The sequence below is a fragment of the Janibacter sp. A1S7 genome (genome assembly GCF_037198315.1).
Classification (GTDB): Bacteria; Actinomycetota; Actinomycetes; order Actinomycetales; family Dermatophilaceae; genus Janibacter; species Janibacter alittae.
Genome location: NZ_CP144913.1, coordinates 1,447,718 through 1,464,102, shown reverse-complemented (window position 1 = coordinate 1,464,102; position 16,385 = coordinate 1,447,718). Strand labels below are relative to the sequence as shown.

General features: G+C 71.2%; 13 protein-coding genes. 4 read left to right on the top strand and 9 right to left on the bottom strand.

Going from position 1 to position 16,385, the window contains the following annotated elements; all coding sequences use genetic code 11:
- Positions 1-92: 92 nt before the first annotated feature.
- Positions 93-2,528, top strand: a complete 2,436-nt coding sequence (locus tag V1351_RS06990; RefSeq protein WP_338752050.1) for a DNA gyrase/topoisomerase IV subunit A — start codon at positions 93-95, stop codon at positions 2,526-2,528.
- A 76-nt stretch (positions 2,529-2,604) separates the two neighbouring features.
- Here V1351_RS06990 and V1351_RS06985 read toward each other — a convergent pair whose 3' ends face one another.
- Positions 2,605-4,038: an APC family permease gene (locus tag V1351_RS06985; protein ID WP_338752048.1), complete on the bottom strand. Its 1,434-nt coding sequence runs from the start codon at positions 4,036-4,038 to the stop codon at positions 2,605-2,607.
- A gap of 128 nt (positions 4,039-4,166) precedes the next feature.
- Positions 4,167-6,332: a DNA gyrase/topoisomerase IV subunit B gene (locus V1351_RS06980; RefSeq protein ID WP_338752047.1), complete on the bottom strand. Its 2,166-nt coding sequence runs from the start codon at positions 6,330-6,332 to the stop codon at positions 4,167-4,169.
- Positions 6,333-6,511: 179 nt separating this feature from the next.
- On the opposite strand from V1351_RS06980, the gene V1351_RS06975 reads away from it, so the two are divergent.
- Together V1351_RS06975 and V1351_RS06970 are read left to right on the top strand one after the other, a co-directional pair.
- The gene (locus V1351_RS06975; RefSeq protein ID WP_338752045.1) at positions 6,512-6,733 is read left to right on the top strand and encodes a DUF7455 domain-containing protein; all 222 of its coding nucleotides are present in this window, start codon (positions 6,512-6,514) and stop codon (positions 6,731-6,733) included.
- A 19-nt stretch (positions 6,734-6,752) separates the two neighbouring features.
- Positions 6,753-7,268: a DUF456 domain-containing protein gene (locus tag V1351_RS06970; protein WP_338752043.1), complete on the top strand. Its 516-nt coding sequence runs from the start codon at positions 6,753-6,755 to the stop codon at positions 7,266-7,268.
- 75 nt (positions 7,269-7,343) lie between these two features.
- Here V1351_RS06970 and V1351_RS06965 read toward each other — a convergent pair whose 3' ends face one another.
- From V1351_RS06965 to V1351_RS06935, 7 genes are all read right to left on the bottom strand, one after another.
- Positions 7,344-7,799, bottom strand: coding sequence for a DUF3040 domain-containing protein (locus V1351_RS06965; protein WP_338752041.1), 456 nt, complete (start codon positions 7,797-7,799; stop codon positions 7,344-7,346).
- A gap of 75 nt (positions 7,800-7,874) precedes the next feature.
- A complete protein-coding gene (gene dinB / locus V1351_RS06960; protein ID WP_338752039.1) occupies positions 7,875-9,146 on the bottom strand; it encodes a DNA polymerase IV in 1,272 nt (423 codons plus the stop codon).
- Positions 9,147-9,156: 10 nt separating this feature from the next.
- The gene (locus tag V1351_RS06955; protein WP_338752037.1) at positions 9,157-9,930 is read right to left on the bottom strand and encodes a methyltransferase domain-containing protein; all 774 of its coding nucleotides are present in this window, start codon (positions 9,928-9,930) and stop codon (positions 9,157-9,159) included.
- Between the two features lie 194 nt (positions 9,931-10,124).
- Positions 10,125-10,343, bottom strand: a complete 219-nt coding sequence (locus tag V1351_RS06950; RefSeq protein ID WP_338752035.1) for a hypothetical protein — start codon at positions 10,341-10,343, stop codon at positions 10,125-10,127.
- 124 nt (positions 10,344-10,467) lie between these two features.
- Positions 10,468-14,229 (bottom strand): DNA polymerase III subunit alpha, encoded by a 3,762-nt coding sequence (locus V1351_RS06945; RefSeq protein ID WP_338752033.1) that lies wholly within the window; start codon positions 14,227-14,229, stop codon positions 10,468-10,470.
- Entirely contained in the window at positions 14,226-14,723 is a 498-nt protein-coding gene (locus tag V1351_RS06940; protein WP_338752032.1) for an SAV_6107 family HEPN domain-containing protein, read from the bottom strand. Before V1351_RS06940 ends, V1351_RS06945 begins: the two co-directional genes overlap by 4 nt.
- 10 nt (positions 14,724-14,733) lie before the next feature.
- A complete protein-coding gene (locus V1351_RS06935; RefSeq protein WP_338752031.1) occupies positions 14,734-15,123 on the bottom strand; it encodes a DUF6504 family protein in 390 nt (129 codons plus the stop codon).
- 98 nt (positions 15,124-15,221) lie between these two features.
- On the opposite strand from V1351_RS06935, the gene V1351_RS06930 reads away from it, so the two are divergent.
- Positions 15,222-16,346, top strand: a complete 1,125-nt coding sequence (locus V1351_RS06930; protein ID WP_338752029.1) for a polyprenyl synthetase family protein — start codon at positions 15,222-15,224, stop codon at positions 16,344-16,346.
- The last annotated feature ends 39 nt before the right edge of the window (positions 16,347-16,385 follow it).

Here is a 16,385-nt window from a genome sequence, read left to right as displayed (position 1 = left end):
TCCGAGAGTGTGTCGCAACTGTCGCCCCGGACGCGAAGGGGCGAAGATGGGCGGGTCAGCACCCCTTCCGTGACCAGGAGTCCACTGCCAGCATGGCCCGTCGTACCGCCCCCGCGCCCCGACCCGAGGTCCCCGAGCGGATCGTCGACATCGACGTCGCGGACGAGATGCGCAACGCCTTCCTCGAGTACAGCTACTCGGTCATCCACGCGCGGGCACTGCCGGACGCTCGCGACGGGTTCAAGCCGGTGCACCGCCGGATCCTGTACGCCATGGGCGAGATGGGCCTGCGACCCGAGCGTGGTCACGTCAAGTCCTCCCGCGTCGTCGGTGAGGTCATGGGCAAGTACCACCCGCACGGTGACTCGGCGATCTACGACGCGCTCGTGCGCCTGGCCCAGCCGTTCTCGATGCGGGTGCCGCTCGTCGACGGGCACGGCAACTTCGGCTCCCTCGACGACGGGCCGGCCGCCAGCAGGTACACCGAGGCCCGGATGGCCCCGGCCGCACTGCTCATGGTCACCGGCCTGGACGAGGACACCGTCCCCTTCGTCCCCAACTACGACGACCAGCTCCTGCAGCCGGACGTCCTCCCCTCGGCCTACCCGAACCTGCTCGTCAACGGCACCACCGGCATCGCCGTGGGCATGGCGACGAACATGCCGCCGCACAACCTCGTCGAGGTCATCGGCGCCGCGCGCCACCTGCTGACCCATCCCGACGCGAGCCTGGACGACCTGATGAAGTTCGTGCCTGGTCCGGACCTGCCCGGTGGTGGACGCATCGTCGGCCTCGAGGGGATCCGCGACGCCTACCTCACCGGCCGCGGCAGCTTCCGCACCCGGGCGACCACCCGGATCGAGAAGGTCTCGCCGCGTCGTCAGGGCATCGTCGTCACCGAGCTTCCCTACCTCATCGGCCCTGAGAAGGTCATCGAGAAGATCAAGGACGCCGTCCAGTCCAAGAAGCTGCAGGGCATCGCCGACGTCAAGGACCTCACGGACCGGTCCTCGGGCATGCAGATGGTCATCGAGGTCAAGAACGGCTTCAACCCCGAGGCCGTGCTCGAGAAGCTCTACAAGCTCACGCCGATGGAGGACTCCTTCTCCATCAACAACGTCGCACTCGTGGACGGGCAGCCACGGACGATGGGGTTGAAGGAGCTGCTCACCGTCTACGTCGACTTCCGTCGACAGGTCGTGCTGCGCCGCACCGAGTACCGCCTGGCCAAGCGACGTGAGCGACTGCACCTCGTCGAGGGCCTGCTCGTCGCGATCCTCGACATCGATGAGGTCATCCAGGTCATCCGCTCCAGCGACGACGTGGCGACCGCCCGGGACCGGCTGCGCAGCGTCTTCGACCTCTCGGAGCCGCAGGCGACCTACATCCTGGACCTGCAGCTGCGCCGGCTGACGAAGTTCTCCCGCATCGAGCTGGAGAACGAACAGAACGAGCTGAAGACCGCCATAGCCGAGCTCGAGGAGATCCTCGGCGACGAGAAGGTGCTGACGACGCTGATCTCCAGCGAGCTGGCGGACGTCGCCAAGAAGCACGGCGACCCGCGTCGCACGGTCCTGCTCGAGTCCGCCGGGGCCCCGGCCGCCGCGTCCGCACCGCTCGAGGTCGCCGACGACCCGTGCTGGGTGCTGCTGTCGAGCACCGGCCTGCTCGCCCGCACCAGCGACGACGAGCCGCTGAGCCGGGAGGGCGCACGCGCCAAGCACGACGCGGTCGTGGCCGCGGTGCGCACCACGGCCCGGGGTGAGGTCGCCGTGGTCACCTCCGCCGGTCGGATGGTGCGTCTGGGTGTGTTGGAGCTGCCGACACTGCCACCCTCCAACGGGGCGCCCGCCCTCTCCGGTGGCGCGCCGCTGGCTGCGTACGTCGACCTGCCCGGGGACGAGCACGCACTGACCCTGACCGGTCTCTCCGCCAACTCCCCCGGCCTGGCGCTGGGCACCGCCCACGGCGTGGTCAAGCGAGTGACGACCGAGTACCCGAAGGGCCACTCCTGGGAGTGCATCTCGCTCAAGGACGGCGACCACGTCGTCGGCGCGGTCGAGCTGGCCACCGGCGAGGAGGAGCTGGTCTTCGTCACCTCGCAGGCGAGCCTGCTGCACTTCTCCGCCCAAGAGGTGCGCCCCCAGGGACGCACGGGCGGAGGCGTCGCGGGCGTGCGCCTGACGGACGGCGCCTCGGTCGTCTTCTTCGGTGCCGTCGACCCACGCGCGGACAACATCGTCGTCACCGTCTCCGGGTCGAGTGATTCCCTGCCCGGCACCGATGCCGGCGCATGGAAGGTCACCCCCTTCGACGAGTACCCGGGCAAGGGCCGCGCCACCGGTGGCGTGCGTGCCCACCGATTCCTCAAGGGTGAGGACGCCCTGCTGCTCGCCTGGGTCGGCCGGTCCGACGCCCGCGCCGCCCAGCCCAACGGCGTCGCGATCACCCTTCCCGAGCCCCAGGGCCGGCGCGACGGTTCCGGCGTGCCGGCCAGCGCGGTCATCGGGGGCATCGGCTCCGTCTGACCCCCGTTCGCCACTGCCCGGACAGGGCGAAGGGGGCGGTGCCCGTCGACCGGCACCGCCCCCCTTCGCTGTCGGCTCACTCCTCGATGTGCTCCGGGTCGCGCATGAAGGTGCGCTTGCCGTAGACCGCCCGGTTGATCACCCACGTGATCGCCCACAGGATGATGCCGAGCACGAGCAGGCCACCGGCGATGACGTACTGCTCCTGCTGCTCGGGGCTGCGCGCCCACGGGCCGACGAGGAAGGCGCTGGTCACGGCGCCGAGGATCGGCAGCCCCCACGGGGCGACGAAGTGCTTGTGGTCGACGTGGTCCTTGCGCAGCACGAGCACGGCCGCGTTGACGACGACGAAGACGACCAGCAGGAGCAGCGCCGTGGTGCCCCCGAGCAGGGAGACCACCTCCGACGCGCTGTCGAGGGTCACGTAGGTGATCAGGGCGTAGGAGATCAGCGTGGTGAAGACGATGGCCACCCACGGCGTCTGCCTGACGGAGTGCACCCGCCCCAGACCGGTCGGGAGCACCTGCTGCTTGGCCATGCCGTAGACCAGGCGCGAGGCCATGAGCATGTTGATCAGCGCCGTGTTGGCCACGGCGAACATCCCGATCCACGGGAAGATGCGGTCGAAGGGCAGGTCCGGCGCGCCGACGGCGACCACCTGGGTCAGCGCCGACTGCTCGCCGCCGACGAGCTGCCCGACGGGGACGAGGGCCACCGCGGTGACCGAGACCAGCGTGTAGATCACGGCGGCGAGACCCAGACCGGTCAGCATCATCTTCGGGAAGTCCCGGGAGGGGTCCTTGGTCTCCTCGGCCATGTTCACCGAGTCCTCGAAGCCGATCATCGCGAAGAACGCCAGTGCCGTGGCCGAGGTGATCGCGAGGAAGGTCCCCTTGTCGTCGGGGCTGTCGAAGACCACCACCCGGGAGAAGTCCGCCCGGCCCTGAGTCATGGCGTACAGGCCGATGAAGATGATCATCAGCAGACCGGACAGCTCCACGAGGGTGAGCACGACATTGGCCTTGACGCTCTCGCCGACGCCACGCAGGTTGATCAGGCCGATCACGGTCATGAAGCCCAGGGCGATGAGCAGCAGCGCGGGCGAGCTGTCGTCCCAGCCGGTCTGCAGCCCGTCGCGCAGGAATCCGGCGAAGGCCCGCGACGCGGTGGAGGCGGAGGTGATACCCGAGGCCATCACCGCGAAGGCCGCGATGAAGGTGACGAAGTGGATCCCGAAGGCCTTGTGGATGAAGGTCGCCGCCCCGCCTGCCGTGGGGTACTTCGTCACCAGCTCCAGATAGGAGAAGGCGGTCAGGGTCGCGACGGCGAAGGCCGCGAGGAAGGGCGCCCACGCGGCGCCACCCACCTCGGCGGCGACGTCGCCGGTGAGGGCGTAGACACCGGTGCCCAGGATGTCACCGACGATGAAGAGGAGGAGCAGCTTGGGCCCCATGACCCGCTTGAGCTCGCCCGACCCCCCGACGGCTCGATCCGACGTGACCTCGGACATGGGACCTCCTCGACTCCGGGTGCGCCGGTGCGCGGGTGCGCACCGTCGCATCCAACGGTGGTCCGCATCACCCCCTCGCGCAACTGCATGCGCGACGACACGCCGAGTCGATCGGTCGGCGAAGGGCCTCAGGCGTCGATGCGCTCCCGGTCCAGCTGGTCGGCGGAGGAGACGATGAAGTCACGGCGCGGGTCGACGTTCTTGCCCATGAGCAGCTCGAAGACCTCCTCGGCGATCTCCAGGTCCTCGCTCGTGACCCGACGCAGCATGCGGTGCTGCGGGTCCATGGTCGTCTCGGCCAGCTGGTCGGCGTCCATCTCGCCCAGACCCTTGTAGCGCTGGATGGGCTGCTTGATGTTCTTGCCCTTGGCGTTCAGCGCCGCCAGCTTCTTGCGCATCTCCGCCTCGGAGTACGTGTAGATCAGCTCGTTCTTCTTCGAGCCGGGGTTGACCACCTCGATGCGGTGCAGTGGGGGGACGGCGGCGAAGACCTTGCCGGCCTCGACGAGAGGTCGCATGTAGCGGAAGAAGAGGGTGAGCAGCAGGGTACGGATGTGGGCGCCGTCCACGTCGGCGTCGGTCATGATGATGACCTTGCCGTACCGCGCCGCGTCGAGATCGAAACTGCGACCGGAGCCGGCGCCGATGACCTGGATGATCGAGGCGCATTCGGCGTTCTTCAACATGTCCCCGACCGCAGCCTTCTGGACGTTGAGGATCTTGCCGCGGATCGGCAGCAGGGCCTGGAACTCGCTGCTGCGGGCCTCCTTGGCCGTGCCCATGGCCGAGTCACCCTCGACGATGAACAGCTCGGTGGCCTCCACGTCGGTGCTGCGGCAGTCACGCAGCTTCGGCGGCAGCGTCGAGGTCTCCAGCGCGTTCTTGCGGCGCTGGGTCTCCTTGTGCTGGCGCGCCGAGATGCGCGACTTCATCTCGGCGACGACCTTCTCCAGCAGCTGGGCGGCCATCTGCTTGTCCCCTCGCCTGGCAGAGGTCAGCCGCGAGGTCAGTTCGGTCTCGACGACCTTGGCGACGATGGAGCGCACGGCGCTGGTGCCGAGGACCTCCTTGGTCTGCCCCTCGAACTGCGGCTCGGCCAGTCGTACGGTCACGACCGCGGTGAGGCCCGCAAGCAGGTCGTCCTTCTCCACCTTGTCGTTGCCGACCTTGAGCTTGCGGCTGTTGACCTCGAGCTGCTTGCGGAAGACCTTGAGCAGTGCCTGCTCGAAGCCCGCGACGTGGGTGCCGCCCTTGGGCGTGGCGATGATGTTGACGAACGAGGTGGCCCTGGCCTCGTAGCCGGTCCCCCACCGCAAGGCGATGTCGACGCCGCACTCGCGCTCGACCTCCGTCGGGGTCATGTGCCCCTTGTCGTCGAGGACGGGGACGGTCTCGGTGAAGGTCCCGGTGCCCTCCAGCCGCCAGACGTCGGTGACCGGCTGGTCGGGGGCGAGGAAGTCGACGAACTCGCTGATGCCGCCGTCGTGGTGGAAGACCTCCTCGGCCGTCTCCCCACCGCGCTCGTCACGCACGACGAGGGTCAGGCCGGGCACGAGGAAGGAGGTCTGCCGCGCCCGGGCCGTCAACGCGGCCAGGTCGACGGTGGCGTCCTTGAGGAAGATCTGGGGGTCGGCCCAGTAGCGCACCCGGGTACCGGTGACGCCGCGCTTGGCCTTGCCGACGACATCCAGCTCACTGCCCTTGTCGTAGGGCGTGAACTCGTTGTCGGGCGACTTGGCCCCCTTCGCCCCGGCCACGTCGGAGAAGGTGCCGGGCTCACCCCGGCGGAAGCTCATGGCGTACGTCTTGCCCGACCGGTCCACCTCGACGTCCAGCCGCGAGGAGAGTGCATTGACCACGGATCCGCCGACACCGTGGAGGCCGCCGGACGCGGTGTAGGAACCGCCACCGAACTTCCCGCCGGCGTGCAACTTGGTGTAGACGACCTCCACCCCGGTCAGACCGGTCCGCGGCTCGATGTCGACCGGGATGCCCCGGCCGTTGTCGCTGACCTCGACCGATCCGTCGGCGTGCAACGTGATGTCGATCCGGTCCCCGTGACCGCCGAGCGCCTCGTCGACGGCGTTGTCGATGATCTCCCACATGCAGTGCATGAGTCCACGCTGGTCGGTGGAGCCGATGTACATGCCCGGTCGCTTGCGCACGGCCTCCAAGCCCTCGAGGACCTGCAGGTGGTGCGCCGAGTAGTCCTTGACGGACTTGCTGCTGGCGGTCTTCTTGGCGGTGCTGGCTGCCGGAGGCACGAGGTGGGCCGGTCCTTCTGGTCGGGTCATGGGGGTCTGGTTGCAGACTAGACGGCGGCCGCAAGGCGCCCGGGGAGGCGCGCCCCCGCGGCCCACCACGGTGTGTCGTCGGTCACGCCACGCGATATGGGTGCTTCGCGGGAAGGCTTGGGCGTGTTTGACTGTTGTCACGGACGTCCACGGTTACAGACGTAGGAAATGAGGCACACGTGAACGCGACCCTGGCCAGCCCCTTGACCGCAGCCGACCGCTGCGACCGCTGCGGCGCCAAGGCCTATGTGCGCGCCCGCCTCCACGCGGGCGGCGAACTGCTGTTCTGCGCCCACCACGGGCGCGAGCACATCCCTGCACTGAAGGACCTCGCCGAGATCGAGGACGAGTCCTCGCGACTCGAGGAGACCCCGGCCTCGGCGCCGGTCGACGAGCTCTGACGCTGCGCCGTAACGACTCGTGCTGACCCTGGCGGCCCAGACCGCCCACGACCCGATCGGCTTCGGCCTGCTGGTCGCTGTCGCGATCTTCGTCGTCGGGGTCCTCGGGATCGTGCTGCCGGTTCTGCCCGGGCTCCTGCTGTGCGTCAGCGCGGTCCTGCTCTGGGCCGTCGACACCGGCGGCACCCTCGCGTGGGCCACCTTCGGGGTGGCCCTCGTGCTGTACCTGATCGGGGTGAGCCTGCAGCTGCTCATCCCCGGGCGCCGGATGAGGCGGGACGGGGTCGGCGGCATGACCCTGGTCCTCGGCGTCTTCGGCGCGATCGTCGGCCTCTTCGTCATCCCCCTGCTCGGCCTGCCGATCGGCTTCGTCGCCGGGGTCTTCACGGCGGAGTACCTGCGGTTCCGCGAGCTCGACCGGGCATGGTCGGCGACGAAGTCGGCCCTGCGCGGCGTCCTGCACAGCATGGGCATCGAGCTGACGACCGCGCTGGCCATCGCGATCAGCTGGACGATCGGGATCCTGCTGCACTGACCGACCCCAGGTCAGGACACGACGAAGGGGGCGGTGACCCGCCCCCTTCGTCATGCGCTGGTCGGGTGCCGGCTATCAGCCCTGACGGCGGCGCTCCTCCCAGCGCTGCTCCATCCGCTCCATAAAGGTGCCCGATCGCTGCGTCTTGGCGGGGTTGCCCTGACTGCGACCGAAGGGTGGTCTGGTCTTGGATTTGCCGCTCGATCCGGTCTGGGCGGGCTTGTTCACCGAGCCGTTGTCCCCGACGACACCGAGTTCGGGCGTCTGCCGCGACGGGGTGAGGGCGTAGGCGACCGCGGCGACGATGATCACGAAGCCGGCGACGCCGACCCACAAGGTCGTGTTGATCCCCAGCAGGACCAGCCCCAGACCGATGATCGCGCCGACGACGCCGATGGCGACACGACGGCGGTCGGTCCCGCCCGGACCCGACCTGCGGCCCTTCATCTGCGATGCAAAGCGAGGGTCCTCGGCCCGGATGGCCTCTTCCATCTCCTCGAGCATCTGCCGCTCACGCTCAGACAGCGCCACGGTGACCTCCCAACGCTTCCTTCCGACGGGCCCGGTGACCCGTGTCGCCACAACAGGTACCCCGCCGTGGTTCTTTCATTCTAGGTCGCTCCCCGGGCTTGCGGTAGATGGGCGGCCGCGGTCGTCGTCACCAGCCCTCAGGAGACTCGCCGGACGCACGCTTCCGGCACCGAATCGGGCGCTCGCGCGATCGATCGCCCGGTCGGCCTCGCGCCATCCGTGCTCGGGTTCGTCGAGGGCGACCTGGACCGGTGTGGACGCTGCCTCGCTCAGCTGTTCGACGCGCACACCGATGAGTCGGATGCGGGCGCGCTGCAGCCCGAGGGCGTCGTAGAGATCGCGAGCCATCGCGGCGATGTCCCGGGAGACATCGGTCGGGTCGCGAAGGGAGCGGGACCGGCTGATCGTCGTGAAGTCCGCGAAGCGCACCTTGATGCTCACCGTCCGACCGACCAGGCCGGCTGCCCGCAACCGGCTCGCGGTCTTCTCGCTCAGACCGAGCAGGGTGCGGTGGACGACCTCCGGGTCGTCGACGTCGTGGCCGTAGGTGCGCTCGTTGCCGATGCTGCGCTCGCGACGCACGGGCTCGACGGACCGTGGGTCGCGACCCCAGGCGAGGTCGTGCAGGTGCGAACCGGTCGCGTTCCCGAGGGCACGCACGAGGGTCTCCCGTGGGGTGTGGGCGATGTCGGCGACGGTCTTCAGACCCAGTCGGGCCAGGGACTCCTCGGTCTTGTCGCCCACGCCCCACAGGGCGGCCACCGGCAGCTGCTGGACGAAGGTGACGACCTCGGCCGCGGGGATGACGAGCAGGCCGTCCGGCTTGGCCAGGGACGAGGCCAGCTTGGCGACGAACTTGGTGCTGGCGACTCCGACCGAGCAGGTGACCCCCTGCTCGTCGGCGACGGTGTCGCGGATGCGCTGGGCGATCATCGCGGGGGAACCCATGAGGCGCACGGCCCCGGCGACGTCGAGGAAGGCCTCGTCGAGGCTGAGCGGCTCGACGTAGGGGGTGATGTCGGCGAAGGTCGCCATCACCGACTGGGAGATGCGGGCGTACAGCTCGTGATCCGGGGGCAGGATGGTCGCCTGGGGGCACAGGCGGCGCGCCCGGCCCATGGGCATCGCCGAGGTCACGCCGAAGGCACGGGCCTCGTAGGTCGCGGAGAGGACCACGCCACGGTGACCACCTCCGACGATCACCGGGGTCCCGACGAGGTCGGGGCGCGCGAGCAGGGAGGCACCGGCGAAGAAGGCGTCCATGTCGACGTGCAGGACAGTGCACCCGGTGTCGTCCGGGGGGCTCTGGCCGCCCCGTGGTGGCGGCCGGAACTGACGCCGGCTCATCGTGACCCGATCAGTCGCGGCGGGCGATGACGTGGACCGCGGCGCCCAGCGCGGACAGGCCCATCCGGCGGTCGCCGGCTGCGAGCTCCTCGAGCTCCAGCAGCGCCTGCCGGTCGGCATCGGTGTCGACGTACTCGTACGGGACGAGGTCGCTGAAGATGCGTACGCCGCGGGCGTCGAGCGTGGTGAACCCGGCTCGGCTGAGCATGTCGGCCACGTCGGCGCGGTCGAGGCGGCGCGGCATCGGGTCGTCCTCCCCCCAACGACCGTCGGCGCTGGTCAGCGCGGCGGTGGCCTGGTCGAACCGTCCGGCGATGGCGCGGGCCAGCACGGCGGCGATGCGCTGCGCGGTCACGAGGGACAGGTGGCCGCCCGGGGCGAGCACCTCGGCGACCCGGGTGAGGGTGGCCGCGGGGTCCTCGACGTACTCGAGGGTGCCGTGGCAGCAGAGCAGGTCGATGGACCCGGGTGTGACGGATGCCGCGAAGGTGTCGGCGTCGCCCTGCACGGCGCTGACCCGCTCCACCGCATCGGACTCCCCGGCCCGACGGGCGAGGGAGGCCAGTGCGTCGGGGTTGGGGTCGACGACGGTGACCGTGTGGCCCTGCTCGGCGAGCGCGACGGCCAGCCCCCCGGTGCCGCCCCCCAGGTCGAGCACGCGCAGTGCCCGTCCCAACTCCCGGCGACGGGACTCGCTGAGCTCGTGGAGCTGGGACCAGACCGCGGCGGTGCGCATGTTGGCCTCGACCCCGCTGCTGCGGGACCATCCTCGCTCGTCGTTCACGTGTCGCTCCTGCTCGTGGGGTGCTCGATCATCCGCCTGCTCCGACGGACGTGCCAACCCTAGTCGTCACCCCTGACGGCGGTCCCCCCTTCGTCCGGTCGATGTGGTGTCGCGGGCCCCAGGACGCGTTGATACATCACCCTGGGGGTCAGGACAGCGGAGTCCCCTGGTGGTGGACCTGCTGCCAGCCGGAGTCACGCTCGCACCGGATCGAGGTGCGCCGCGCTCGACGCCCACCCGTGCTGGACTCCCACGAGACCCGGATGACTCCGGGCGCGATGGCCCTGCACGCAGGTCGTGGATCCCGATGGGAGGGCGGCCTCGTCGTCGGACTCGCGCAGCATGTCGAGGATCGACTCGCGGTCCCACGCCCACCCGGAGGCGCCCACCTCGGTGACGTCGGGCGCGAGCACTGTGCCTGACTTCTTCCGGGTTCGCAGGAGTTTCATACCCCTGCGAACCCGGGGACTATCGGGTAACCCGATATTCAAGTGACTGATGTGGCGTGTGACCCATAGAACTGAAGCGAAGGGGGTGTCAGTGGCCCGAGCTCCCGGGCGAGGAGTGCCACAGCTTGCGTGGGGGTTGCACGCCCGAGCCGGCGGGGCGGGTGTCGGCCCAGGGCGACTGCCGGAAGCCGGAAGCGTGGACGAGGACCCGGTGCCCCTCGGGCTGCTGGTGCGCGGCGTCGCGGGCCCGGGCCAGATCGTCGGCCTCGTCGAGCGCGGCGTGCACGGCCTCGATCCCGCCACGCTGCCAGGCGTCCCACAGCGTCGACAGCTCCCACGCACCGGAGGCGAGCACGGAGACGCCGCGGTCACCCGCTCGCCGCACGGTGCCGCGCACGAGGAGCAGCCAGGAGTGGAAGATCGTCGCCGCATAGGGACCCTGGGTGTCCTCGAAGAAGGTCGCGTCGACCGGGCCGGTCGAGTCGTCGACGGTGAGGAAGACGACCCGGCGACCGGATCGGATCGGCGGTGTCTGCGTGGCGACCTTGACCCCGGCCGCGAGGATCTCGGCATTGCTGCGCACCGAGAGCAGATCGGTGCTGCGGGTGACCCCGAGCGCCCGGAGCATCGGCGCGTAGAACTCCATGACGTGCCTGGAGGCGTCCAGACCGAGGATCTCCAGCTCGGCACTGACCTGGTCGGGGACGGTCATCTCCGGCAGGCCCACCCCCTCGCCCAGTTCCGGGGAGTCCCCGAGGTCCAGGGTGAGCTGGCTGGCCACCGGGGTCGTGGTGGTCGTGCGCACCTGCTGGGCACCGAGCTCACCCACGGTCCAGGCCGGAGGTGCAGCGCGGCGGGTCCGACCGCGCGAGCGCCCGGAGCTCACCCGAGTCCATCGGTCCAGCTCGGCGACGTGCAGCAACAGGTCCCGCCGGGTCAACCGGCCCCGGTGGCCGAGCCCCGGCCCTCCGCTGCCCGCACCGGTGCCGTGCACGGAGTCGAAGGCACCGATCAGGACCAGTCGCTCGACGACGGGTCGGCTCACCTGCGCTCGCTGCCAGAAGTCGGTGAGCGAGTCGTAGGGCGCACCGGCGACCACGCGGGCGATCTCCTCCTCACTCATGCCCTTGACGTCCGCGAGGGAGAGTCGGATGCCCCACCCCGACCCGTCCGGCAGGTCCGGGTCCGTGGGGCGGGTACCGGGCACGGGTGCCCGCTCGATGCGGTACTCCCCGGTGCTCGCGTTGACGTCGACCCCGAGGACGGCGATGCCCAGGGAGCGCGCCTCCTCGAGGAGCAGCCGCTTGGGGTACATGCCCGGGTCGTGGGTGAGCACCCCGGCGAGGAAGGCCGCCGGGTGGTGGGTCTTCAACCACGCCGACTGGTAGGTCGGCATGGCGAAGGCAGCGGCGTGCGCCTTGCAGAACCCGAAGGAGGCGAAGGCAGCGAGCACCGCCCAGATCCGGTCGACGTCCTCCGCCGGGTAGCCCCGGGCAACTGCCGCAGGACGCCACCACGCCTCGATCCGGACCTGCCCGTCGGGGCTGCCCATCGTCCGGCGCACCTCGTCGGCCTGGGCCAGGGTCACCCCCGTCGTCTCAGCGATGATCCGCAGCATCTGCTCATGGAAGACGACCACGCCCTCGGTCTCGGCGAGCGCCGGGACGAGCCGCTCGTGGAGGAACTGCGGTCGCGACCACCCGTGCCGGGCCTCGAGGAAGGGGCGGATCATGTCCGACTTCACCGGGCCGGGACGGAAGAGCGAGATGTCGATGATCAGGTCCTCGAAGGCCGTCGGGGCGAGCTTGCCGATGAGCTCGCGCTGACCCGGGCTCTCGATCTGGAAGCACCCGAGGGTGCGGGTCGTGCGGATCATCGCGAAGGTCGCCGGGTCGTCGAGCGGAACGTCCTGCCGGTCGTCGAGGTCGATCCTGGCGCCCTCGGCCCGCTCGACCTCCCCGACCGCGTGCGCCATCGCCGACTGCATCCGGATACCCAGGACGTCGAGCTTGAGCAGCCCCAGCGCCTCGACGTCGTCCTTGTCGAACTGGCTCATCGGGAAACCCAGCCAGCTCGACTCGACCGGGGTGCGGTCGAGCAGGCCCCCGTCGGACAGGACCATCCCGCACGGGTGCATGGCGATGTGCCGGGGCAGCCCGTCGAGGCGCTCGACCACGTCGAGGAGGACCCCCATCCGGTGTCCCTCGGACCCGCCGCCCGGGTCGGACCCGAGCCCGCGGGTGCGCAGCTCCGGCAGCTCGGCGAGCGCGCTGCGCACGTCCCTGGCCCGGATGTGCGGGAAGGCCTTGGCGATCTGGTCGACCTCCGCGGGCGGGATGCCGAGCGCCGCCCCCACGTCACGGATCGCGTGCCGGGCCTTGTAGGTGTCCATCATCGACACGCAGGTGACCCGGTCCCGACCGAAGCGCTCCAGGACCCGCTCGTACATCTGCGTCCGGCGGGCGGACTCGACGTCGACGTCGATGTCGGGGAGCTCGGCCCGCAGCGGCGAGCAGAAGCGCTCCATGAGCAGGTCGTGGCGGATCGGGTCGATGGCGCTGATGCCGAGAAGGTGGTTGACCAGGCTGCCCGCCCCGGAGCCACGGGCGGCCACTCGCACCCCGGCATCGACGATGAGGTCGACGACCTCGGCGACGGTGAGGAAGTAGGTCGGGTAGCCCAGGGCCGCGATGACGTCGAGCTCGTCCTCGAGACGCTCCTCGACCTGCCGGAGCGTGCTCGGTGAGGCGTCCGGGTAGCGCGGCCCGACAGCGGCCCGGCAGCGCTGCGCGAGCACCCTCTGCGGGTCCTCGTCGGGGCCCAGGCCGAGCACCCGGGCCTCGGGCAGGTGGACCCGGCCGATCCCCAGGTCCTTCCGGTCGTCCTGGGCGCACGCCAGGGCGGTGCTGGTCGTCGTCTCGAGGAGCACCTCGGCGCGCTGGCGCGGGCTGGCACAGCCGAAGCCGCCGGCCCCGCCGCCGAGTGCGGTGGCCACCCGGTGTGCGGCCGCGGCCATCGTCGGGGTGTCGGCCAGGTGCCCGGCCTCGGTGACCCGGTCGAGGTGGCGGGTGTCGAGGGGGACGAGGCGGCGGGTCGCGTCGAGCACGTCGGCGACGACCGCGTCCTGCGGGTGCAGGTGACGGGTCGCCGCAGTGAGCACGGCCGGGGTGCCGGTCGCGTCGGCCAGCCCGAGCAGGTGCGCGGCGTGACCGGTCGAGGCGGGCGAGCCGGGTGGGCCGCCGTGGTCGACGACCTCGATGGCGACGGCGCCGGTCGGCAGCAGGCGGCGCCATGCCGCGAGACGCTCCCGGGCGATGTCGGGTCGACGGGCGAGCAGCGCGGCGCCGACGTCGGAGGCCGGGCCGAGCAGGACGAGCAGCGGCGCCGGCTCCTCGGGACCGGGCGCGGCGGCGTGCCGGGCGACCATCTGCGGATCGGCGAGCGCATCGCCCCGCTCGCCGGTCAGGTGCACCTCGCTGACGAGGCGGCACAGCCGAGCCCATCCGACGCCGTGCGGGATCCCGGCACCGGCGCCCCGTGCCAGCACCGTCACCCGCGGATGGCGCGGGTCCACCTCGGCACCGCCACGCACCGGTGTGCGGGTGGGACGCCCTCGTCGCTGTGTGGGACCCGGCCGTGCGCCGACGGCCAGGTCGACCCCGAGCACCGGTGCCACGCCCGCCGCGCTCGCCGCCCGGACGAAGCGGACGGCACCGTAGAGCCCGTCCCGGTCGGTGAGGGCGAGCGCGGGCTGGTCCAGCTCGGCGGCCCGGGCGACGAGGTCCTGCGGAGTGCTCGTGCCGTGGCGGAGGGAGAAGCCCGAGGCCACGTGCAGGTGGGCGAAACTCATCCACGTCCTCCCGGGACGGTCAGCGAGGTCAGCTCACCGGTGACGGGCACAGGGGGCAGGCCCAGCAGGCCCGCGACGAGCTGGACGAACTCCTCCCCCTGGCGCAGTAGGTCGTCGACCTCGCGCACGCTCATCGACGCCCCGCTGCGTGTCTCCCCGGGCAGCACGGCCCCGAAGAACTGCGCCCACTCGGTCAGCTCGGGCGCCACCCGCGGGAGCAGGCACCACACGTCCAGTGGGCCGGTGCTGCGGGGTTCGGGGCGGCCGTCCACGCGGCGCGTGGGGCCCGACGACTCGGCCGGGTCGGCCGTGCGGGGCCGGCCCCGCACGGCGAGAACCGCGGCGGCAGCCCGGAGCACGGCCAGACGGGTCCCGGCGATGCGACCGTGGGCCGTGCGGGCCCAGTGCGCGCTCGCCAGGCTCTCGGCGGCGCAGGAGAGCAGGTGGACCGCACCATCGACGCGGTCCGGGTGCAGGAGCGGTGTGGCAGCCACCGTCACCACCTCAGTCCTGCGTCCGCAGCAGCAGCCACGTGGGCCCAGCAGACCCAGCGGACCCGGCGGGGGACGTCGCCGCGGCACCGTCGACCCCCAGGTCGTAGACCCCCGGTGCGCTGCCGAGCCCACGACTGGCGCTCACCCGCCACACGTCCCGGGCGAGCGGGACCTGCGCGAGCGGCTGCTCGGTGGCCGCCCGCCACCACGGGCGCCGCTCCTGCCAGTGGGCGACGACCTCGGTGACCAGGTAGAGCCGCCCGCGCCACAGGAACTGCTCCGGTCCACCTCGTCCATCACCGGGCTGTCCCTCAGCACTCCTATGCTGCGGATCGGCCATCCGCACCTCGATGGTCTCTTCCACGAGCCGGACCATGATCAACTCCATCCTGTCGAACACCTGTCGAACACCTGTTCGAACAACAGTAGACCGAAGCCCCGACAACGCGTCAAGCACGAGCCACGTAGGCTGACTCCCGACACCCTGAGGGGCCCGTCATGACCCCGCCACCCCTCCCCTTCGCGACTGGAGAACACGTGCCGCACCCCCTGGACCGGGCAGACCTGCGTACGCGGGTCCAGACCCGTCTGGATGCCGAGCTGGACCGGTGGGAGAGCGAGCTCGCCGAGATCGGTCCCGACGTCGCCGACCTCATCGACCCCGTGCGGAGCCTGCTGCAGGGCGGCAAGCGGCTGCGCGCCGGCTTCGCCTACTGGGGGTGGCGCGCCGCGGGCCAGCAGGACCACGAGGGGGCGATCTCCCTGGCCGCCGCCATGGAGTTCTTCCAGGCCGCCGCCCTCATCCACGACGACGTCATGGACGACAGCGAGACCCGTCGCGGCAGGCCGGCGATGCACCGCTCGCTCGCGGACGCCCACGAGGACCGCCGGTGGAACGGCGACGCGGGCCGCTTCGGCACCGCCGGCGCGATCCTCGCCGGCAACCTCTGCCTGGGCTGGTGCGACGACCTCTTCACCGACTCAGGGCTGCCCGCGCCGGCGCTGGCCGCCGCCCGCCCGACCTTCGAGAAGATGCGCGGCCAGCTCATGGCCGGGCAGTTCCTCGACATCGTCACCTCGATGCGTCCGTGGCACCAGCTCGAGGACGCGGAGCGCATCGAGCGCTCCCGACACGTCATCCGGTACAAGAGCGCCCAGTACTCGGTCGAGCACCCGCTGCTCATCGGCGCCACCGCCGGAGGCGCCTCGAGGGCGGACCAGCAGGCACTCTCCCGCTACGGGCTCGCGCTCGGTGAGGCCTTCCAGCTGCGCGACGACGTGCTCGGCGTCTTCGGCGACCCGGACACCACCGGCAAGCCGGCCGGGGACGACCTGCGCGAGGGCAAGCGCACCGTGCTGATCGCCCGGGCGCTCGCCGGCGCCGACACGGCCACGGCGGCCCGGGTCGAGGCGTGGCTCGGCTCCCCCGACCTCGGCGAGGCGGAGGTGGAGTCCTTCCGTGCGTTGCTCGTCGACACCGGGGCGCTCGACGGCGTCGAGGCCGACATCACCCACGGGGCGGAGGCGGCCCGCGCTGCCCTGGCAGAGGCCGGCGGGGTGGCCGAATCGGCGCGTGAGGTGCTCAGCGACCTCATCGACACCACGACTGCGCGCAGTACCTGAGGTCCGGCGCGGTCACCCGCTCGACGGCCTCGCGGCAAC